This is a genomic window from Vibrio sp. DW001 (assembly GCF_029016285.1).
Classification (GTDB): domain Bacteria; phylum Pseudomonadota; class Gammaproteobacteria; order Enterobacterales; family Vibrionaceae; genus Vibrio.
Window position 1 is genome coordinate 2129624 of record NZ_CP091975.1, and the last position, 22590, is coordinate 2152213.

Genomic DNA, 22590 nt, shown 5'->3' on the forward strand with positions numbered 1-22590 from the left:
TCATTAATCGGAAAGGAAACCACAATTATGATCAGTAAAGTAACCAGCGTAATTTTAAGTTTGTTTGCTGTTGGCGGCGTTCAGGCGGCAGAACTTCCAGCACAGTATAAAGAGTCAGGAAAAATGGTGATTGCCAACCAACCTAACTATCCACCGATGGAATATCGAGATCCAAAAACGAATAAGTTATTGGGCGTTGATATCGATTTAGCATTGGCACTAGCTAAAGAACTTAAAGTAGAAGTTGAATGGGCAGATATCGGTTTTGAACAAATGGTCTCTTCTTTGGTGACTGGCCGAGTAGATCTTATTCATAGTGGTATGAGTGACCTACCAAAACGCCGTGATAGCCTTGTTTTTGTTGACTATATGAAATCGGGCGCACAATTCTATACCGATTATAATCGTCGTAGTGAATTCCAAACACCAACGGATTTTTGTGGAAAAACTGTGGGTATGAGCCGTCGTACATCATTCCCTGATGAAGCGAAAAAGTGGAGCGATGAAAACTGTGTAGCAAAAGGAAAACCAGAGTTAAAAGTTGTTGGCACAGAAGGATCTGCAGACGCTCGAATTCAGCTAAAACAGGGCCGTTTAGATGGCGCGGTTCAGGGTTCAGAAACTTTGCCATATCTACTTCAGATAGAAGAAAATACTTACGTAATTGTGGGTAAACCCTTCACTGCTGTTTTTCAAGGTATTGGCTTTGACAAAAAAGCGGTTGGCTTGAAGGATGCTTATGCGTCTGCGCTAACTAAATTGATGGCATCTGGTGAATATCAAGCAATTTTTGATGGATACGGACTTGGTGAAGCAACACTTGATGGCCTTTATGTCAATGGTAAAGCTGTTAAATAAACTCACTTCTCGTGTCCTGATATAACAGGGCACGATTTTCTAGGCAGTAGTTATGGTAAATTCTCCTCTGCAAACTCTTTGTGAGTTTATTGCATCACTTAAATATGAAGATCTGCCCAATGATGTGGTAGATAAAACCAAAGTGCATATTACGGATACGATTGGATCAGCCTTAGCTGGTACGTGTTCATATGAGTTTCAACAAGTGACTCAATTTCGATGTGGTAGACCAACTTCTTCAATATGGGGAACGGAATACTTAACTTCACCACGTGAAGCTGCTTTTATTAATGGCGTTGCTTCCCATGTGTTCGAACTTGATGATTCTGGTGGCTGTGATCACTCTGGATCGGTTGTAATTCCTGCGGCCTTAGCCGCATTATCACTTTCAGAAAAACCGGTAACCGGCAAAGATTTGATCGTCTCTATTGTTGTGGGTTATGAAGTAGGCAGACGAATTTTGGATTCTACAGGCGGATACAATGCGCATAACTCCATTGGATGGCATTCTACCGGAACATGTGGGACTTTAGCGGCGGCGAGTGCCGTTGCAAAGTTGTTGGATTTCGACGCAACAAAGTGCCAACACGCGATCACACTTGCAACCAGTTTTTCATCAGGACTTTGGGCGTTCATTCATGATGGCTCCCAGGCGAAGAAAATTCATGCAGGACGAGCAGCTGAAGGTGGCCTACTCGCCGCTCAATTGGCAGATAAGAACTTTACGGGGCCAAGCCAAGTGTTCGATGATGTTTGGGGGGGATTCTTCAAAACATTTAATCAAAGCAGTGGCGATATATATAAGCTCGTTGAAGAGTTAGGGCACGACTGGAAGGTACGCAGAGCAACTATTAAACCTTATGCATCTTGCAGAGGTGCTCATTCTTCAATTGATGCATTGATTGATCTTTTGGAAGAGAACAAGAGGCTCACAATAGATATCGAAAGCATTGAAGTTGAATTAAACCCAATGTTGATGAATATGTGTGGTTCCAAATCATATCAAAGCTTAGCTGCGACCCAAATGAGTTTGCCTTATGCGCTAGCAGCTTACATCGTTCATGGTTCCTCTCGGCTAGAAAGTTATTCCTATAAAAAGCGTTACGACCCAAGAATTCAAGACTGTTTTTCTAAGATGATAATGAAGGTCAATCAAGATATGGGGGAAATGGAGGAACCCCAAATAACAGTCATGTTTAAAGGAGGTTACCAGGTTTCGAAAACAGTTCCTCGTGCGACAGGTTCAGCGGAACGGCCTATAACAACCGAAGCACTACATGCTAAATTTTTTAGTCTCTCGAAGATGGCTTTACCGAGTTCCGAAGTAACAACGCTACACCAAACCTTGATGGCGCTTGAGCAGTTAACAGATTGTTTTCAATTGGATGCGTTATTGTCACTAGAATCGACCCAGCAAAACGTATTTTCTTAGAGGTAATAAATATGGACTTTGATCTTACACCTAGACCATTGAATATGGCACCACCTTCTCCACAAATGGTATGGCCTAATGGCGCTAAGAGCGCTTTATGCATTGGATTTGATGTAGATGCGGAGACTGCATGGATCGGCAATAACCATTCAAATGTCGACCGCCTAGTTACTGCTTCCCATGGAGGGTATGACGCACGCGTGGGTATTAGAAAAATACTTGATTTGCTTAATGAATTGGAATTGAAAGCGACATTTTTCATCCCCGGTTGGACAGTTGAAGCGCACACTACGGCGTGTGAACAGATATTAACTTTTGGTCATGAAATTGCTCATCATGGTTACCTACACAAGCGCCCAGAGCGCTCAAATATGGACGAAGCGTTTGAAGAAATAGAGTTAGGTTTAGATGCTTTAAAAAGCAAACTAGGTGTTGTTCCCGTTGGATATAGAGCGCCTTCTGGAGAGAATTTTTCTGAGTTACTTTGCCACTTAAATTCAAGAGGAATTATTTACTCCAGCTCGTTTCGCGATGACATTACGCCATATCGTCATGTTTTGTACAATGGACAAAAAGGGCCAATTGAAATTCCGGTTAACTATGCGTTTGACGATTGGAATTTTGGTATGACTGCAAGAGTGTCTCCTCAACCACTGTTCGGTAAAGACCATATTTTACCGATTTGGGTAGAAGAATTTGAAGGTACGCATGAATGGGGAGGAGTGACAACATTAGTATTGCATCCGCAAGTCTCGGGGCGCCCAATGAGATGGCGAATCTTGAGAGAATTTTTGCTGTATGTACAAAATAAAGGTGATGTATGGATTGCGACTGGTGAACAAATTGCCCGCCATTATGAACAGTTTGAAAAATCTCTCTGATTATCTAAATACGTCAAGCGTGGATCTATGGATCTATCACGCTGTCGTTTTGGATTTATACTCTCGAAATGTTCTACAATCGAATAAGGCATCATTCTTATCTTGATGGTAAGAGCCCTAAGGTGTTTTATCAGTCTCAAAATGAGGCTGATAAATGTCGATGGTTCTCTAAGCTGTCCAATATTTAAATCTCATGTTGTATGAATTAATGTTGGAACACGACTCGCAATGTGGACAGAGGTGTTGTAATGATTTGGCTATTCAATTGGTTGTTCTCAGAGGTTCCAGATATTTATGCCATAGTAGGGGCCGTTATTATAATAACCAGCGTTGTCATACCTAATCTGATAAAACTAAGACAAGAAAGCCGAATTTAAGTGCCTTTCAATACCCTCTCACTGCTTAGCGATCAGCCAATGACGAAAGGATAACGGACAGATGTTTTACGAGCGTCAGGACTAGGTGAAGAAGGGATGACCAGTTGGCATATACAATTTGAACAAATAGAACCAGAAGGCCATCAAAAATTTCTTGAATTTTTAGGCATTGAAACTTATAAAATCGACAGTATAAGAAAATGGTCAAAATAATAAGTTTTGTTTCCACGGATTTTGTCCAGTTAGACCTTACATTATTGAGCTACCTGCTTTACCTGAGTTAATTTACGAATTACTAAATTAGAAATATCATTGGCACACTTATGTCCAACAACGCTCTAAAGGGACAATTTGTCCCTTTAGAGTTTAGAGCAAAGACTATTGGCACTTGCTAGCACGAAAATGTGCCCCAAGACGAGTTAGCGTCATTACTTACAACATATCTTAGCGTTTCGTTTTGACTTAGTTTATCTAATTCAGAAGTGCTCCCAACTTGCTAGATATTACTTCCCATTAATTCGCGAAGCGTTTTTTTTAACCAAATAAGTTTAGGGCTGTAAGAGTTGCGCTTATGCCAAATCATAGTGAATGGAATAACCAGTTGTTCAAGTTGATTGCGATCAAGAGGGATTGGTAGGGCGATAAGATCGGGGTGCATTTGTTTTATGTACTGCTCACAGTATTGTGGTGCGGTGGTCAACAACTCGTGTTCGGGTTGTGCTGCCATATATAAGGCTTGTTCAAAACTAGAGAGGGTCAAACCTAGAGAGCGACTTTTCCCTAACTCTGCTAAAACATCATCAAGCGCCCAGTGCTCCCGTTTCTCCCAAATTATATTGATATGTGAATACTTTAGGAATGTATCTAGAGTCCACTCCTCATCCAATGCAGGGTGATCATTACGTAAGAATACTCTTGGATGGTCATAGAATAGCACTTCAAAATCAATTGAATATGGGAGTAAGTCTAACGACTCTTTTGACCTAGGATGAGTTTCACGGCCAGTAAAGGCAATATCAGCTTCACCGTTAACCAGTGCCTCTATGGAGTCATAATCCCAATTGCTTGTTTTTACGGTGGCGTTTGGGTAATGCTGATGCATCTTTGTCAGTAGCTGGTTAAGAAAAGTTAGTAATAGCGGTGATTCAACCTGCAGATTAAAGTGGACTTTGTTAGGAACAGCTTTACTTCTTTTCTCTAATAATTGGCTACTCATTTGTAGCCATTCAGAAAGATCTTGCTCCATGCCTTCAACGAGAGGCGTAGGAAGTAAACCTGAGGGTGTTTTCACAAATAACGCATCGTCGAACCAATCTCTAAGCTTATTTAGTGATTTACTTACTGTAGAGGGGGTTACGTTGAGCTTTTTAGCCGTCTTTGAGACACTGCGTTCTTGTACTAATAGCTGCAACGTAAACAGTAAATTGAGATCAAGGCGAGAAAGGGATTTTTTCATGGTTAGGATCTGTTGTTTTTGCCCTCTCTAATAGTAATAGAACAACACTAATGATACTACCTACCATTAAAATTAAGGTAAGAATGTTCAATGCACTCACATTGAGAACTCCCATTAACCAAATGTAGATTGCAGAAAAAGTAACGTGACTTATGCAAAGTATTGAGCTTGCTACCCCTGCTCGTTGCCTATATGGTGCAAGAGCCTGACTCATAATGACACCAAAACCCATAGAGAATGCAACACATAAACATGCAAAAGAAGCGGTGAAGTAATCGATCTCAAGGTTTAATTGGTGAGAACACAATAACCCTATTGCAGAAACCAAAAACAGAATTTGCCCACCAAATATCAAGGTACTTTGATTTAAATAGTTCAAAGCAAGTGGCGTAGAAAATGAGGTAATCATACTTGCAAGTGCTGTATAAGCCATAATTGATGCATATGATCCACGGTCGAGTTCAAGCGTTCCCATGATCACCATTGGCGATACGTTCACATAGCTAAGAATGATGGTTACACCTAATGATGAGATTAATAGACGTTTTACAAAATAACTATTGGCAAAGCTTTCTGTAGTATTTGAACTTTCAGTTTTGGTACACGACTTATCTAGTGTTTCTCGTAGTATGAAAGTGGCTATAACAAAAACCAAAATACCAACCCCCGCCATAACAGTAAATAATGTACGCCAAGGAGAATAGATCATGATCATATGCCCAATAACAGGTGCGATAACTGGGATGACGCAGATTATACCATTGAGCATCGACAGCACTTTTGCTCTAATTTCGTCGTTGAGTACATCTCGCAAAATAGCAAACGCAACTACGTAGCAACCGCCTGCTCCAACCCCTTGAAAGAGCCTCGAAATTAAGAAAGTTATTATTTGATCAGTAGTGCCTGCAATCAATGAGGCGACGATAAATATGATACTACTAACGATGACAACAGGCTTTCGGCCCACTTGGTCGGCAATTTTTCCAGCAATAAACATAGTGGTTGCCATACCTGCTAAGTAAATAGAAAAAGCCATGTGAAATTGTGATTCAGTTGCATTGAAATCAGCAGCAATTTGGGGCAACCCAACAAGGTAAAGGTCGATAGCAGTTGGATAGAGCAGTACAAAACTGAAGCTGCATAGTAAAAATCGATTCATTAGAACCTCTAAACTTAAGAATATGGTACAAGTTTAAAGAAAATTGGTTAATTACGGTGAGTGAACAAGACGACAACGGGTATGTCGTGTATGGAAAACTGTAGTGGCGCTTTACTATTTGGGATACGTGAAGTTATTCGAACGGTCGAATGAATCCGAATCGGCTGACAAGGTTCTGCGCAAAAATGTGTCAGCAAGATAGTTGCTACATAAACTTCTCTTTAGACTTTTCGCTAAACGAAGAAACTATTTTACCTTAGTACTACAAACTGTTGGGATAAGGCACGATTTTTTATCAGCCGATATAATTGCAGAACACACACGCCTTGTTTCTATTTAAAGAGTAATTCAGGTCACCAATTGCCCACTCTACTTTGACTTTTTCTGTAAATAGATTAACTTTACTTCACGCACTTAAGAAACTATCTTATTGATAATAATCATTTTATTGATGATATATATGTTACTTATTGGATATGACAAATTGAAATAGTAAAATAGGATGAAGACTATATGAAATGGATTTTCATAAATGCATGCATCATTTTCGGTAATGTCGGTATGGGCTTTCATTATATCGTTACGCATGAATACGTCGATTTCCCACGTTTCAGACATATTGAAGCCAGCATTTATAGTCTGATTGTCTTTGTTCTCTTATTCATTGTGCTCGCCATCCAACATTGGCTTAGTCACCCAGATAAGAAGTGGATCCGTGCTGGGTGGAGAAGTCCATTTTCACTGAGAGCAGGTCTTCTGCAACCTCTATTCTTGTTTGGTTGGTCTTCTGTTTTATTGGGTGCTGCCACATCTACTGCAATCTGGTATTTTTACAGCGATTATCAGGCTCTTAACAGCTTAATAATTATGTTCACTGGGTGCATTACGTCGGCAGTAGCCGATCTTAGTAACAGAATATTCAAGTCTCGATTAGCATAATTATACCGACTGTCAAAAAACAGCACAAAAGCTTCAACTTATTAATACTCCACACAAATGGGTAACCACTAATGAATAGAATCTTAAGTCTGACCATTATTTTACTTGCTCTATTTTCTATAAACTCTCACGCTTCTGACAATTTTGGACACTATCGGGCGCTATTTAAAAACCATCAGTTTGCCCAACTGGAAGAGGAGCAAAAAAAGGTCAACGAACAGTTTATTAATAGTGATAAAACGTGGACAGAATTTTATTCTGCATTCTTTTGTCTTTACTACGATCGTGATTTTCAGGATAAATGGTTAGAAAAAGCGATCGACGATCTAGAAGCATCTAGCTCCGACTCTGCTTATCGTCTGCTTAACCTTGGCATCTATTATACTGAATTAGGTTACGAAATTCGTGGTTCTGGGTGGCGAAATACTGTGAGTGATTATGACATCAAGAAGATGTACGACAGCTTCGCTATCGCGGCACAATATCTGAATCAAGCTCTTGAGAAAGACGCCAGTTTACTTGCGGCCTACCAAAACCTGATATCGATTGCAAAAAATGAGTCAGGAAAAGAATCAGATGACTATATTGCGGCAACATTTCAGCAAGCCTTACAAGTTAAAGGGGACAATTTCGCCTTGGCTAAGACCGTACTCTACGCCAAACTCCCTAGATGGGGCGGTAGTTATGTTGAAATGGAAAACATGGTGGACATGTTAAAGCCTCATTTTTCTTCCAACATGACAGATTACAACAAACTCAATAGTTTTCTGATACATGACAAATTGGAAAAACATATAAAAAAGCAGAGATTTAAGCACGTACTGAGAGAACTGGAACCTTACCAGAATATCCATTCATTTGTCATTCAACAAGATCTTGCAAAAATCTATCGCGATACTGAAAAGTGGGAGAAGTGCTATCAACACGCAAAAATAGCAGCAGATGAAGCCCCATATTCGGATATTCAAGGCGTACTTGGCATATGCGCCAATAAACTAGAAAAATGGGAAGAATCTATACAAGCTTATATCAAGCATTTTGAATTAAATGGGCCAAACGCATGGACTCTGTTCTATCTAGCCGACGCCTATGAACACCTAGGATATTATGAGATTGCATACCCTTTGTATAAAGAGTCCATAATAATAAGAGCCGACTATAAACAGTATTCTTTAAGGCATATAAATAAGATTAAGGATGAGCATCCAGACAAAACCAATCTGAAGATAGCCGAAGCTTATAAAAAAATTGGTGTTGGTGGCTGATGACGACTCTGATAAATGCAACATCTGGCACTTCATTTATTGAGGTGTCTGTTGCTAACTTAGCAAACTCAATAACAGGTTTGTCTACAAGTAAGCTTGGATAGACTTATATTCATGTGCGAACAGATCAAGTGCTTTGTCAAATGAATCGGATCGTAAGCGAGGCAGCACACTTAAGGTTACGCACCCGCAACAAGCATAAATGTGATAATTCCAATAACAAGAGCCTTTGGTAGAAAGCTTTCAAATGACATAATAAGCACCTCAATTTAGGAATGTAAACGTCTGTTTTTTTTCTAAAACTTATCACTAATTTAGTGGGTTAATTCAAAGCACGATATCCCCTACCCAACATACAATTTCTCATTAGATCGTCGCGTTCATTCTGATTTGAATTTTCAGCAGATTTTTTAGAGCCTCTGCCCGATAACACCCCAACAGTCGTCCCAATAGCGGCACCTTTTTTCGCTGCACTGCTTCCTGAATTCCCGGAAATACTTCCCGCTAGCGCTCCTGCAGTTGCCCCTCGTAGACCTCGCTTAACCCCCTGCTCGGCGGCCCCAGCCGATTTATGCTGACCGACATTAACGAGTAAATCGGAGCATTGCTGCTGATCCAGATTGAATTGAACAGAATCGTACTGTAATTCATCAAACATCAAAGTATGCCCATTGGCATAGGTGGGTGCAATCGAGAATAGAACAACACCCGCTACTGCGAGAGCGTTGTTAAATAGATTTCGTTTTTTCATGTGTATCTCCAGTAATGGGGGGCTTGATTAGCTACTGGAAATTATGAAGTTAGATTTGATTTATGTTTAGAGAGCACTTCTCTTAATTCTTCTCGTATTTGCAGGTGTTGTTTATCCTTGAAATAGCGCCGATGGTACAGCATCCGAAATTTAATAGTATTAAGCTCAAGTGGAATGGGATGAATTCTCAACCCAAGTACAGGTGCGAGCTTTTCAGCAAAAGAACGTGTAGAGGCAGCAATCAAATCCGTCGTACTGGCAAGCATTAACATACTCGATATGGAACTCGTTTCTATCTTAACACTACGAGGTTGAATATCTTTGTCAGACAGAAACTCCACCGTATTCATGTCACCACGCTTAAATCTAAGCGCTATATGTTGCTCTTGGAAATATTCGTCGTGGCTAAGGGTTTCTCCAATTCGTGGATGTCCAATCCGAGTGAGACAGACCGCCTCATCTTCGAACAACGCCTCCTCTATTAATGAATGCTTTTTACTGGATATTACGTCTATCACTATATCCACTTTTTGAGAAATGAGAGCGTCAAACAACGCACTCTCTTCAAGTGGTGCTTCACTGAATCGCACCCCCTTAACATCGCTTACGAAGTGAATTAGGCTCTCAGTACAGTAAACATTGAGATCATCCGTTTGTTTCTCGATGTTCCCCATAATATTGAGCGGGTCCTCAATTTTATTCGCAAGCGATACCGCCGCACCAGTCGGAGCGATTCCTCGACCTTCACGAACAAAAAGTTTCTTACCTACAACCGTTTCTAAACGTTTGATTGCAGCACTAACGGCTGGTTGGGTTAAGTCTAATTGTTCAGACGCTGCAGTGATTGAACGCTGTCTATATACCGCAAAAAAGGTGGTGAGTAGATTAAGATCCAAAGCTTTAGCCTCTTATTTATAATAGTGGCGACGAAAGGTCTTATATTCAATTCGGATAAGACTGAGACATTATGCCACCTTAGTCGTTCAATTGTCGTCTTCCCTAGATTTTAATCTGCAACGAAAAGAACATTCATAAGCGAATAGTTAAGCGATTCAGAAAGAAAACAATCGCTAGGATTGGGCAATCCTAGCGATTGTGAAATTATGGGTATTTTCAACCGCAGATCAGCGTGTTAAAGAAAAAAGTAATTGTTCGATTTCTTCCCCCAATAGTGACTCTTTTTCATACAACTTATTTGCTACTGAGTCTAAAGAAGATCGATGTTCAGTTAGCCTCTTTTCTACTGAGTTTTCTGCTTTTATTATCCATTGCTGTACCGCGGTTTGGGCGTTTAACAGCAATTCACTCTCTTCGTATTTGGTGAGCATTCCAACGTTTACCGGGCCAATTGAAGGCTCGAGTCCGCCTTCGTATATAGCGTGCATCGCTAAATTCGTTGCCTTACTTATATCATTGGATGCGCCTGAACTGATTTCATCTGCTTTTGCAGAAAAAAGCTTTTCAGCGACTCTTCCCGCCAATAACACCTCTAACCGATTCATGATACGAGCGACCGAATAACCTTCATACTCCTCTTCTGCTCGAGTCGCGACAAAACCCAACGCCTGATCCCGCGGTTCAATCGTGACAAAGTCAATCTCTTGTTTAGGGAACAACAGCGATGAAACAAGAAGGTGCCCAGCTTCATGATAGGCTGTACGCTGTTTCTCACGCTCGCTTAATACAATATTCTCACTTGGCGATCCGTAGGACACTCGCACCATGGTTTTTTTGAGCGCTTCAACCGTCAATGGATTATTTTCACCCACCACTTGATAAATTGCTTCTCTAAATACTTGGTCGATTTGAGCGGAAGACATCCCTCTTGATGATGCAACCAAGTCATTTAAGTCTGCGGTGACAAACTCAACGTTATGCCTTGCCGAAAACTTAGTAAAGAACTGTTCTCGTGCATTGCGATTAGGTAAATCACAAAAAATAGTTTCGTCAAATCGTCCTGGGCGGACAATAGCACTGTCTAACAACTGTGGGTGGTTTGTTGCCGCCATCACAAATACCGCATCATCAACTGACACAAACCCATCCATTTCTGAAAGTAAAGCATTGACGGTTAGGTTGCGATCGCGGTCGGCGCCTTGTTCACTGTCAGAACGACGGGATGCAATGGCGTCAATCTCATCAATAAACACCATCGACGGAGCGTATTTTCTTGCCGTAGCAAACAACTTTTTAATATTTTGTGTCGTCCCACCAGAACTAGAAGATGACAACTCAGAAGCTGAAACCGCAAAAAATGGCAGTCCACTCTCCCCTGCCACGGCTTTCGCTAAAAGCGTCTTGCCCGTTCCGGGAGGCCCTGCAAACAGGAAACCACTTGGGATAGGCACACCAAAATGGCTCAGTTTTTCCGGTGTTTTAAGCCAACTAATGACGTCTATCAACCGTTTTTTTGCTCTCTCCAATCCAATGACGTCATCTAATTTGATCGTCGGTAGGCTCATCTTAAACAAGTCGTTTGCTCGCAAGTCATCCGTTTGTACTACCTGGTTCACTGATTGACGGTGAAATAAAACATTAAAGCCCTGCTCTGACGGGGTGACGGAACAGTGATAGCCCAATGCCTCCCTGCGTCTTGTCATATTGGATAAATCGTGTTCTATCGCCAAATAGTATTGTATTCGTTCTATCATTGAGGGAAATGAATGTTCAAATTTTGACAACTCAAGACTAAAATGTTCTCTCACATCATGAGACAGACTAACCGAGTCATCTTGTTCGTCTTCATTCACTATACGATAGGTAAAGATAGGAAGCTTACTGTGTTTATCTAACTCATCCGAAAGAAAATACAATAACGAACTGTGGCTATTTTCTATCGTATCAATATCAATAAGTAGCGCGTCTGGAAGGTGTTTTTCTATGGCGCTTTTTATCTTATCTTTATCACTGCAAAGAGAAACATCATTCTTCATACTGGTACAATTAAGCAGTTCAAAAACTCTCGAGTCATTATCTAACAGCAGTAGTTTGCTATGAGAATGTGGCTGTCCGTGTTCTTCATTGTCGACCTGAACTTCAAACACCATCTTGTCGTGAGGAAACTGTTCAAAAAATGGCGTCGCCTTATTCAGGATTTGCGACTGAACTTTTGCTGAAACGCCCTTTAACCCTCGAACCGAAATGTCCGGCGCCATTGTTTTTAGCAAGAATCCGGCAAAGTTATCAGGCCAGCCAAAGGTAAGTTGCGGGTCAGGCATTTCTTTTTGTTCTAGTTCACGGTCGGCCAAACGCAAAAGATGGTTAATCTTGAGTGATGAGAAAACAATGGGGTAACCCTTCGCTAATCGGTTAACAAATTCTGGTGACAATTGCGTTTTACTCGACGGATTTTTAGAGCTGCGCAAAATGTCAAAGATACTAATAGAACGATTCTGTGGGTTATTCGCTATAATATCTTGGCCAAGGTTGGTCGTAAATATAATGATACATTGGCTAAAATCCACCACTTCTTGACTGGTTTGATCTTTAGCGAGTCCACTGTCTAATATCGACAACAGCGACTGAATGACTGTGCTGTGCGCTTTCTCTATTTCATCAAACAACAGTATTTGTCTCGGTTGCGCCCTAACAACATGGGTCAACATACCTAAGCTAGCGTCTACATATTGAATCCCAGTTCCAAATAGCTTTAAGCCATCACGACTGTCTGCATAGTGCTCCATATTAAATACGTTGAATTCATAGCCGGTTTTTTCGTATTCGTTTAACTCGCTCAATAACTGAGAAGCCAGAAATGTTTTTCCGACGCCTGATGGGCCAACAAACGTATAAATAGTGCGCGGTCCCTGTTGGGAATCAATACTCGACGTCAAATATCCTTGGCATAAACTGTTTATCGCACTTTCCTGACCAATCACTTTCTTACTCAGCTTTCGTTTTATACCTTGGCTAGATAAGGATCTAAAAACCAGATTATTTTTTCTTCTGTTATTGAACTCTATATAGCTGACATCGTCATTGTTACTGAGCATTAATTGGTCAACAAATGCCCCTGTACCCATTTTGTTATCGGTAAAAGCGTTCGCGAAGCAGTGTTGGACATAAGAAGAGAGCTTCAGTTTTGAAACACATTTCTTCGCGACTTGATACCAAGTAGAAGAAGGATCGCCAAAACTGCGACTCTCTGAAAAACGAAACAGGTTTGAACGCAGTGCGTACACCTTCTCACTAAACATCAATTGATAGCTTTGGCATTGAAAGTTCGAAGCAAGTTTATCTAATATGGCAGTTTCATGAATAAGCGCAGCCAGTATCGTCGCTTCCGTCACCTTAAGTTCTAATGCCGCCTCTTTCTCCAAATCTTCAATTGTTTTATCCGAATGCTGAGATAGGTATTCGGCCGTGGCGATAACGGCAATTTCTTCAATGAAATTCTTTCCTATGTTATCCATCATTGGATAACTTTCTGCTAGTGCAAAAGGGAGAAGAGGTTTCGATTTATTCGACCTATGGTCATTCGTGTCATAGGTAATTGATTCGTAAGAAGTTGGCTGATTCGACATAGATTGCTCCAATGGTGATTCATCTAACGCAGTTTGATTATGAAGATCATTCAAATCGACATCAGACACATTGCTCACCTGTTTTTCAATGGTTAGAAAGTCAAAATCCGATTCAATATGTAACCTATGTTCTTGTTCATAGTTGACAAACTTCTCTCTAACTTGAGTACAAAACGTTGAGACATCATAGTTCAAGTTATTGTCATCAGATGATGCAATAAGGTTAAAATGATCAGATATCAGCGTTGTACCACCCGCCTCTTTAATCGCAGTAATAATTTTTTCTTCATCCAAAATATCGATATTTATCGCCTCAACGAAACACAATCCTTCCTTATTAACCACAAGGTCATAGTTCAACATTGTCGACAAAAGACGTGGATCGTTAATTAATTTGTCTATGGCAACGAGTACAATGGGTAAGAGAGATTTACTGCTCGCTAAAAAGGTCGTCTCGAGTGGATTACCATTCCAAAAAATATGATTTTGGTTAAAGAAAGCCTTCACGAGATTATATTTATTCATTAATGAGTCCTAGCGCTGGATGATTAAGGTTTTAACACGATGAAAGAGTGTAATCTGAATTGAATTTCAAGCGTAATGCGGTGTAGATAATTAGTTTATCCAGTAGCTCATTAGGCATCACCCCGTCACTGGACTTGATGGCTTTAACGTTCATCTTACTTGTTCTCACTTTATACAACTATACGGTATAAATCCCAACAATAACATGATGAAAAAATTACAAAAATTTATTTTAACCGTATATGGTTTTGATTGGGAAACTACCCTATAATTCGCGAATATAATAAAATACACAGAAAAGTGCATAGATGAAATTTCTTACAATTAGTTTATTGGTTGGCTTATTTTTCGCTCTCCTTGGTTTTAAGAAGAACAAACCTCGCTTACAAAATATCGGTGTAAATGTTGCGGCCTTGATTGTTATTTATGTTGTCGCCTCAATGGCAGGCCCAGCACGTTACACCATTGATCTAGAACAATCACCGGTAGTTATTGACAATAAATCCTATCTTGTCGCGTGGAAAATTAATCGTGTACTTCCATTTGAATGGCTGGCAGTGGCCAAGTATGTCGACCATGATACAAAAACGGGTGGTATTGATCAGTACAAGAGAATACCGGAAAAGCAACGAAGAGAATTAAAACAAAGCTACCAAGGTGAGGGACTATTCACTCAATATTTAATATTTATTTTGTTCACTGCTTGGATCATTGTTTATAGAAAAAAAATAAAACGACGCCCTGTAAGTATCCATCTATCAACCCCGACAACAACGCAAGGGAAAATGAATAAACAGGCCATCAATGATTGCACCAGTTTGGTCGTACTAAATGAATGGATTGATACAATACAGAAAAAACCATTTTATCGGTTTTATTATAAGAAAAGTCGATTAGCGCTGTGCCACACGAGAAAAATATCCCTTCAAAAAGAACTCTCACAGGCATTCTATGCCATTGCCAAAAGCATCCACATTCGAGCTAATACGTCTTCCGGTGGAACTTTCGATAACAACAGCGAAAAAGGTTACCTACCACTTTGGGTCGCAAAAATGTTACTTAAAGGTGAATATGAATTCGGTATCGATATCGAATTGAAGGCTGAAGGACCTCACCCTAAGTTAGAACACCTGACAACATACGGCCGAAATGTTAAAAAATCAAACTCCGAAGAAAAAACCCATACCCTTGTTTGGCAAGACGATAGACCAACGGAAAGTATCAAGAAGACGATTGAAAAGCCACTCATCGACAGTATTGAAAGTTCGCTAAACGCTATTTTACCTAGAGGTTTGGTCACATTTTCTAAGGACAGTACCACTCGAATAAAACTGTCTATTTCATCTGTCGATTATACGGATAATGCTGATAATATCGTGCAATTTGCCTTAGGGGAGAAATACTACCTTTTCGCAACCCCGTCTTATCAACTTTCTACCAACATTCTTGGTTCTGGATTTTTGTTAAGCTCGAAGTCAGTACCATTGCAGAATCCTCAAATTACTGATATTTCAAACAAGGCATTAACGTCAGAACCAAAAATAAAGATGCCAAAGCCAAAAGAAAACAAAATACCAAGCTTCTGCACCAACATAGTAAAAGTAAAAATAATCTCTTCTGTAATCGAAACCTTATTTATTCCTTTACCTAGTAGTGGAGTAAAAACCTCGATGGCCGCGGCACGCAAGATTGATGAGTTATATACAGAACTGGCAAACGACGTGCAGTCTGCGGTATTAGATGAACTCACAAGTGAAGCGATGGACATCGCTATACAGAACATGATAGAGAACGACCCGGTGATGTTTGTTTCATTACTAGACAGCGTAAGTAGCGAACTATTATCTCTGGGCATTGAGCAAGAGCTACTCAGTGAAATGGCAAGCTCCATTATGGCGGAAGTCGCCGCAATGGCAATTACAGGTTTAATAGAGGATTAACAGATGATCAGACTATTTACGTTATTATTAAGCTTGGTCATTTCAAGTAACGCGATGGCAAGTTCAGGAATCACTGGCACCGTTTATCGGTATCTTAAAGAAGAGCTTTTCGGAACGGTCACTCACGAATCTGTTGGTTTTTTCGGATCATTAGATAAATTTGTAAAGAAAAATGACGTCCGTTTTGCTGATGCAGATAACAGCGTTCCAATTAAATTTACCGACTTAGGACAATACGACTTAGGTTTATATTTCCCAAATAAAGGTCATGTTTATCTCAGCAATTATGACAATATCAAACTGCCAGCTAAGTACGTCGCGGTCACTTTCAAAGATAAAAAGGGTAAAAAAGCGCTCTATCGTTATGTGAACATCCCAAAGACTGATGAACCCGTTATCATTTCGGCTTTACCTACCGTCACGAATCAGCAAAAACTCAAAAAACAGTTCCCTTTAAAGGTCTTTACTTACCCTAGCAATGCCATCGTTAAAATAATGAATATCACGCCAAAATACAAAGAAGGAATGATACTCAGGGATGGCAAATATATCATTCAAGTAAGCAAAAAAGGGTATGCCACCTATCGTAAAAAACTAAACCTATCATGGAATGAACCTAATGTTCATGTTGCCTTAGCAAAAAAATCTTAAGTATTCACTTTAGGTACTAGAGCTATTTAGACAGGCGAGAAAAGGATTGGCATCAACCGATAACATAATGCTAATCCTTTTTATTCTTACTCAACTGAGGCTTCGAAGCGTTTTAAATTACCCATATTACTGGCTCGGTGCAATACACTTTAACTCCAATAGATATAGTCGGACATTAACCAATATTTAATACCTCTAGCTAAGCGATATAAGTTTACTTATAAACTAACTACATGACTTAATTCGTTTTGGCATTGGTGAAAAATAGCCCACTAAAACCATGACAACACCAACAAAAATAACAGCGAAAACCATTACGATGGTGTCTCTATTACTCAAATCTATAATAAGCATCTTAACCACAGTGAGCCCAAACATTAACGTACCAAGCCACCACAAACTCACTATCTTAAGTCGCGAACCGGCAGAGGTTGCCACCATGGCTAACATACTCCAAAGTATGGCTATTCCTGCTTGAAAAATACCAGATTGCCACAAAGAAGGAAGCGTATAACTGGTTGGCGTGTAGTCGCTTACTGCTCGAGCTAATGCACAATGCGCAAATATAACTCCCGTTACTGCGCACCATGTTGCGATCTGTACATTCACGCTGTACCGGTTCGGAATATATCTGTTTATCGCTATCTGCGTGTTTTTATTACGTAACCAGACGGCAACGATAATGACAGTTGCAATGGCAGTGAGTTCTATAGCATTCAAAATAGGCAGCCACATAACGTTGGCTATCCTTACATTAAATATAGGCAAACTGTACAGGATGAACGAGGCAATTATAGCAACCATGGGCAGCACAATAGCTTGTTGATATAACGGTAAATATTGTTTCAAAGGCCACTTGTTTTTAAGTTTAGGCACGTAACAAACCGAAATAAAGGCTGTAGAGAACCATGGTAATAATAGAACGCCTTCTTCAATGTTAAGATCGAATACTTGATATATGTAGATAAAACAGCATAGTGCCAATCCACAAAAGTGAATCGCGTGACTGCCATAAACAACGCGTTTTGCTGCGATTTTATGATGAATAAGATCAGTGATGGCAGCATATATGTCATATTTTATAAAGGCATAAAGTAGGGCAAAAACACCCACGACTACCCCACCTCGTTCCGCCCATTCCAGGTGAGTTTCAGGCGCAACGACAAAAGCCGCCAATAACGTAATCCAAAGGGGTGAAAGCCAAAACAACTGACTGATTGGTAACCAACGTGTCGCTCGGTACAAAAAGAAACAGATTGAAAGTGCAGCAAGAAGGTAGATAGCCAGAACCAGATCAGTGCTGACATGCCAAGTCGCGCGATTTGACGCGGTTATAACCAGTACACCTAACAACACGTTAAAGCACGCCATAGTGCAGAGTGAAAGCGTTTTCGAGTACATTGGAAAGGTCGTTTTATACAGTAATATCACTGAAACTATTATAGCTATTCCGCTAACAACAAGATGGTTTAATTGGGAGCTGTAAAAATAAAGGGCCATTATTAATGGTAATAGCAACGTACTCCAACAGAGCATTGGTCTAGAGAACCTGTGACTGCAAAATAAAAGTATGCCGACAAATAGAAGTTGAATAGACAATAGATAACTCGATTCTGTCGATATTACCCACCACCAACAGATACCAGTTACCAACACGACCGTCACCATTGAAATAATGGAAACCACCGTATTAGTCACTGTTAACCAACGTGTCTTATAGCTAAACTTCCAATCAGAGGCATAAAAAACCAGCACAAACGCAACTAACACAACTTGAATGACCCATGACCATATCGTCAAAGGTTGAAAAAGAATGCTTTCTTGCCACTGATACAATTGATACAAACTCGCCACCAAAAAGCCAAGCCCAACCAGCGCAAATTTGTCCCTATTCTGTTGGTTGCTTAACCAGAGAATAGTTGCCGCTTTTAACGCATATATAATAGCCGTCGAAGAAGCACTAACGAACACTGGAATTGCCATTGCCAAGAATAGCAACGCGAAACTTTTGTATACGCTAACGAGCTGATCATTTCTTTGATACTTAAATGTTATTACCGCCGCTGACGCATAACATAAGAATAGAAACAGTGATGAATAAGCCGTATACATCGCAATGGATTCTGTTGCTGTATAAAAGAGTGCGTATGAAGTAAGAGGAAGTGTGAACACTAAACTATTGGAGATAATCTGCTTATTACTTGAAAATTCTTCACCCGCATGAGAATGCGCCAGTAAAAAATACAATACAAAATAACTTGCTAAAAACGGCAGCGTTTCCAACATTAATATTGGCTGATATGAAAAAACCAACCATGCTTCAATTAGGACAAAAGTACATACAACGCCAGACTTCTCCAAAAAATACCATCTTTTCTTGTAGGCCAGAAATACAAGGCCAACATTCAATAGCAGATAATATCCAAGTAAAATAAGATGATTTCCAGCGGTACTCGTAGACAACAATACCGGAACAGCAAAACCTGCTACTGCTGCCACAACGGCCATAATTTGTGTATTTTGAAGCAAGGCAAGTAATGTAGTGATGACGACCAATACGGTAACTAATACAAACGTTAACTCAATAGACAAGAGAGAGAAATAGCGTCCCGCAGCTATCGATACAAGATACAGCAAAGCCATACCACCACCTTGCAAAATAACACCGAAATGGTTCGGTTTGTTCCGTAACCTCCAACCCAGACCAACACAACAGATACCCGCTATCGCTACAGCTAACAGTTTAAGTTCAAGCGGTACGCTAAACGCCTCATAAGTTAGTTTGATTAGAAATGACAGCCCAACAAATACAATCGATAGACCAACCAAAGCAATAGGGCTGATTTTATCAATAAATTGAGTAATTGGATCAGGCAGCGCTTGTTTTACCCGATAAAGCAGACGAGTAAATTTGGCTGTATAATTGCTGTTTCTTCGTGGAATTGACTCCGAGGCTAAGCTTATCGTTCCTTCCATCTCAGGTGCAGTAATTGCCTGAGCATCCGATATAACATAATTTTCTGCATTATTTTCTAGGTCACAAGAGGCTTCGTCTTCAACCTTGTAAGGTGTTGGTATTGGGATGTTATTATCGCCAGTTTGTTGCTTTTCGAATTCCATACGCAACAAGGTATGATCCGTTTTGAGCCTTTCCAATTGCTCACGTAGTTGTGTTGTCAATGTATTGGATGATTTTGCTTTGTTAAACGCCACGATAGATATGATAATGGGTAACAGAAAAATTAGAGCAGCACCAAAGAAAAAAGTCAATTCATCCATAAATCTACATTCTTAAAAATAATTATTTATTTCAGTAGGCTATCATAATGAATACACTAAAAGTAACCCTTGTCCTATTAAAGTTATCGGATTAATTGACGTTGTGAACCCATATCAAACCGGAGACTAATTATGCTTATGTAATCTTAGAAAACCATAAGCATTTAATCGTGCAAAGTGAGCATTTGCGCAGAGGTATAGTCGCTTTAAACTCGGTTTGCATCCCCACACAGGAGCGTGGGAATGAGGACAATAAAACGGGAGATTAGTTAACTTGGTTAGTCATTGCTTGAGGCTTATCCACTTCCGTCAATAACCCTTTAAGCAAGCTCACACTGCCCAACAACAGAATAATCGTAAACGGCAATGCGGCAATAATGGTGATTGATTGCAAAGCTTGAATAGATTGAGTACCACCAATCCACAACATAACCATTGCGATAGAACCAGAGATAACAGCCCAAACCACTTTCTGTTTGACTGGTACTTCTAATTTACCACCCGCCGTCATACCATCAATAACGATAGAGCCCGAGTCTAATGTTGTCACAAAGAAAACGATAATCAGTACTACCGCGATAACGGATAGAACATTTCCGAACGGGTAAGCATCTAACATATAGAATAAGCTTAGAGAGACATCCGTAATACCTTGATCAAGGCCTAACTGCCCCACCTTGTCGATCACCTGTTCAATAGCAACGCCGCCGAAGATAGACATCCAAGCCGTTGTTACCAATGTCGGGATAAGCATGACACAGAGAAGAAACTCGCGAACGGTGCGTCCTTTAGAGATACGTGCTACGAACATACCAAAGAAAGGGGCATACGCTACCCACCATGCCCAATAGAACACAGTCCAACCGTGCAGCCAAGTTGTGTCGTCGCGGCCAGAGGTTTGACTCAACGGAAGAATGTTTTTCACATAACCCGTCACAGCGGTAACCAACGAATCCAATACTGTGGTGAAATTCAATACAGCAATAAGACCAAGAAATACAAACGCAATAACCATATTCAGATTACTTAGAAACTTAACGCCTCCATCCATGCCTCGCATAACAGATACAATCGCTAAGCCCATAATCAATACAATAATGAACTGCTGAAGGTAGATGTTATTTTCTATCCCAAAAACATGACTGATACCGCTAGCCGCTTGCGTGCCCCCTAAACCAAGAGACGTCGCTAGGCCAAACAAGGTAACCAATACGGTTAATACGTCAATCACGTCACCCGTTTTCCCCCAAACTCGATCACCCAACAAGGGGTAAAAAACAGAGCGCATTGAGAGTGGTAACCCTTTATTGTAAACAAAGTAGGCAAGGCAAAGCGCGGTCATGCCATAGATAGCCCATGCATGTAAGCCCCAGTGGAAGACGGTTGCACCTAATGCCAATTCACGACCCGCTTCCGTGTAAGGTTCTGCATTAAGTGGAGTCCCAAACCAATTGGTGAAGAACGCCGTTGGCTCTGCAACACCCCAAAAAATGAGTCCGATACCCATACCTGCGGCGAATAGCATCGAAATCCAGGATGCTTTTGAATAATCCGGTGTAGCGTGTTCACCACCTAAGCGAATTTTACCTAGAGGTGAAAACGCTAAAATAATGGCAAAAATTAACAAGATGTTGGCCCCCCACATAAAGAGGAAGTCAAAATTTGAGAGCGCCGCACCCTTAATGGAATCGATAGCTGCTTTTGCATCTGCTGGAGGTAATGCGAGAAGGGTGACAATGAAAAGAATAGACAAGCCGACTGAGGCTACGAAAACTGTGTTATGGAAGTCCATTCCCCATTTACTGATGTTATCTTGACCAACTTGATAATCTGTAGAATCAATACTGTATTTTTTTGATTTAAAAATCATAAATTTTGATGTTCACATATCCGAATCAACGAATACAAGGAGCAACTCCATATCCATTTCTATTTGATTGACTAGCCGCATCATAAATACAAACATGATAAAAATCTCCTTTATAGGTGATTAATGGCTTTTGCTCAATCCCAAGCGGCGTATTGTAACACAAGATGGCGTAAATCTATCTGCGCGGCTGTTATCTAGTCACTGCTTGCAACTCACTTACTGGGACATTTTTGAACTATGAATGCCAACTGTCTCGGCACTAAAACGGGGTTGGACATTTGCAATTAACCAGGACAATTAACCAGAACACACACCTTCAGTGGGAAACACGACGAAACACCTCGTGAGTTTAGAGTGGGTTCTCGCCTATTTGGTATGTCGGTCGTTTCAGTGCTGATCACTATCTTTATAGTCAGCATGGCAGCCGCTGCGTTCCCAGCAGGAACTGACTTAGTAAAAGCCTTCTTTATTAATGTCTTTATGACCGCTGTTTTCTCTGGACTTGCTTACTGGTGGATCTCTCGATTTGAAAAGAAGCAGTTAAAAAAAGAGGATTTAACCGAACAGAAATCACCAATAACACAGCCTTAATACTGGTATTGGAAACCAACCTAGTCTAAAGAACCCTAGCTTTTGTTAGGGTTCTTGTTTATTCATGTCCCAACTTGCTGTCGGCAGACAATA

At 40.4% G+C, this 22590-nt stretch carries 14 protein-coding genes and 1 pseudogene; 8 read left to right on the plus strand and 7 right to left on the minus strand.

The annotated features are described in order from the left end of the window. The first annotated feature begins 27 nt into the window (after window positions 1-27). The 3 genes from L3V77_RS09750 to L3V77_RS09760 are packed head-to-tail and all read left to right on the plus strand — an operon-like array spanning window position 28 to window position 3171. Complete coding sequence (locus L3V77_RS09750) at window positions 28-858, plus strand: ABC transporter substrate-binding protein (protein ID WP_275133971.1); 831 nt, start codon at window positions 28-30, stop codon at window positions 856-858. A gap of 52 nt (window positions 859-910) precedes the next feature. Next, on the plus strand, window positions 911-2290 hold the full coding sequence (locus L3V77_RS09755) for an MmgE/PrpD family protein (protein WP_275133972.1): 1380 nt from the start codon (window positions 911-913) through the stop codon (window positions 2288-2290). An 11-nt stretch (window positions 2291-2301) separates the two neighbouring features. After that, a complete protein-coding gene (locus tag L3V77_RS09760; protein WP_275133973.1) occupies window positions 2302-3171 on the plus strand; it encodes a polysaccharide deacetylase in 870 nt (289 codons plus the stop codon). Window positions 3172-4044: 873 nt separating this feature from the next. On the opposite strand, the gene yidZ is transcribed toward L3V77_RS09760, so the two are convergent. Then, complete coding sequence (yidZ, locus tag L3V77_RS09765) at window positions 4045-5004, minus strand: HTH-type transcriptional regulator YidZ (protein WP_275133974.1); 960 nt, start codon at window positions 5002-5004, stop codon at window positions 4045-4047. Continuing rightward, a complete protein-coding gene (locus L3V77_RS09770) occupies window positions 4979-6163 on the minus strand; it encodes an MFS transporter (RefSeq protein WP_275133975.1) in 1185 nt (394 codons plus the stop codon). The genes yidZ and L3V77_RS09770 overlap by 26 nt, the downstream gene beginning before the upstream one ends. 513 nt (window positions 6164-6676) lie before the next feature. On the opposite strand from L3V77_RS09770, the gene L3V77_RS09775 reads away from it, so the two are divergent. Together L3V77_RS09775 and L3V77_RS09780 are read left to right on the plus strand one after the other, a co-directional pair. Further along, a complete protein-coding gene (locus L3V77_RS09775) occupies window positions 6677-7102 on the plus strand; it encodes a hypothetical protein (protein ID WP_275133976.1) in 426 nt (141 codons plus the stop codon). Between the two features lie 71 nt (window positions 7103-7173). Further along, complete coding sequence (locus L3V77_RS09780; protein ID WP_275133977.1) at window positions 7174-8367, plus strand: hypothetical protein; 1194 nt, start codon at window positions 7174-7176, stop codon at window positions 8365-8367. A gap of 322 nt (window positions 8368-8689) precedes the next feature. On the opposite strand, the gene L3V77_RS09785 is transcribed toward L3V77_RS09780, so the two are convergent. From L3V77_RS09785 to L3V77_RS09795, 3 genes are all read right to left on the minus strand, one after another. Then, window positions 8690-9118 (minus strand): glycine zipper family protein, encoded by a 429-nt coding sequence (locus tag L3V77_RS09785; RefSeq protein ID WP_275133978.1) that lies wholly within the window; start codon window positions 9116-9118, stop codon window positions 8690-8692. Window positions 9119-9159: 41 nt separating this feature from the next. Continuing rightward, window positions 9160-10014 carry a LysR family transcriptional regulator gene (locus tag L3V77_RS09790; RefSeq protein ID WP_275133979.1) on the minus strand — a complete coding sequence of 285 codons (855 nt, stop codon included), beginning with the start codon at window positions 10012-10014 and terminating at the stop codon, window positions 9160-9162. A gap of 228 nt (window positions 10015-10242) precedes the next feature. Then, on the minus strand, window positions 10243-14166 hold the full coding sequence (locus L3V77_RS09795; RefSeq protein ID WP_275133980.1) for an AAA family ATPase: 3924 nt from the start codon (window positions 14164-14166) through the stop codon (window positions 10243-10245). A gap of 308 nt (window positions 14167-14474) precedes the next feature. On the opposite strand from L3V77_RS09795, the gene L3V77_RS09800 reads away from it, so the two are divergent. Continuing rightward, window positions 14475-16106 carry a hypothetical protein gene (locus L3V77_RS09800; RefSeq protein WP_275133981.1) on the plus strand — a complete coding sequence of 544 codons (1632 nt, stop codon included), beginning with the start codon at window positions 14475-14477 and terminating at the stop codon, window positions 16104-16106. Between the two features lie 3 nt (window positions 16107-16109). Next, complete coding sequence (locus L3V77_RS09805; protein WP_275133982.1) at window positions 16110-16757, plus strand: hypothetical protein; 648 nt, start codon at window positions 16110-16112, stop codon at window positions 16755-16757. A 225-nt stretch (window positions 16758-16982) separates the two neighbouring features. On the opposite strand, the gene L3V77_RS09810 is transcribed toward L3V77_RS09805, so the two are convergent. Next, entirely contained in the window at window positions 16983-20036 is a 3054-nt protein-coding gene (locus L3V77_RS09810; RefSeq protein ID WP_275133983.1) for a DUF2339 domain-containing protein, read from the minus strand. A gap of 265 nt (window positions 20037-20301) precedes the next feature. Continuing rightward, window positions 20302-21906 carry a BCCT family transporter gene (locus L3V77_RS09815; RefSeq protein WP_275133984.1) on the minus strand — a complete coding sequence of 535 codons (1605 nt, stop codon included), beginning with the start codon at window positions 21904-21906 and terminating at the stop codon, window positions 20302-20304. A 324-nt stretch (window positions 21907-22230) separates the two neighbouring features. Between L3V77_RS09815 and L3V77_RS09820 the strand changes: the two are divergent. Beyond that, a pseudogene (locus L3V77_RS09820) lies at window positions 22231-22497 on the plus strand (amino acid permease); the annotation flags it as partial. Between the last annotated feature and the right edge of the window lie 93 nt (window positions 22498-22590).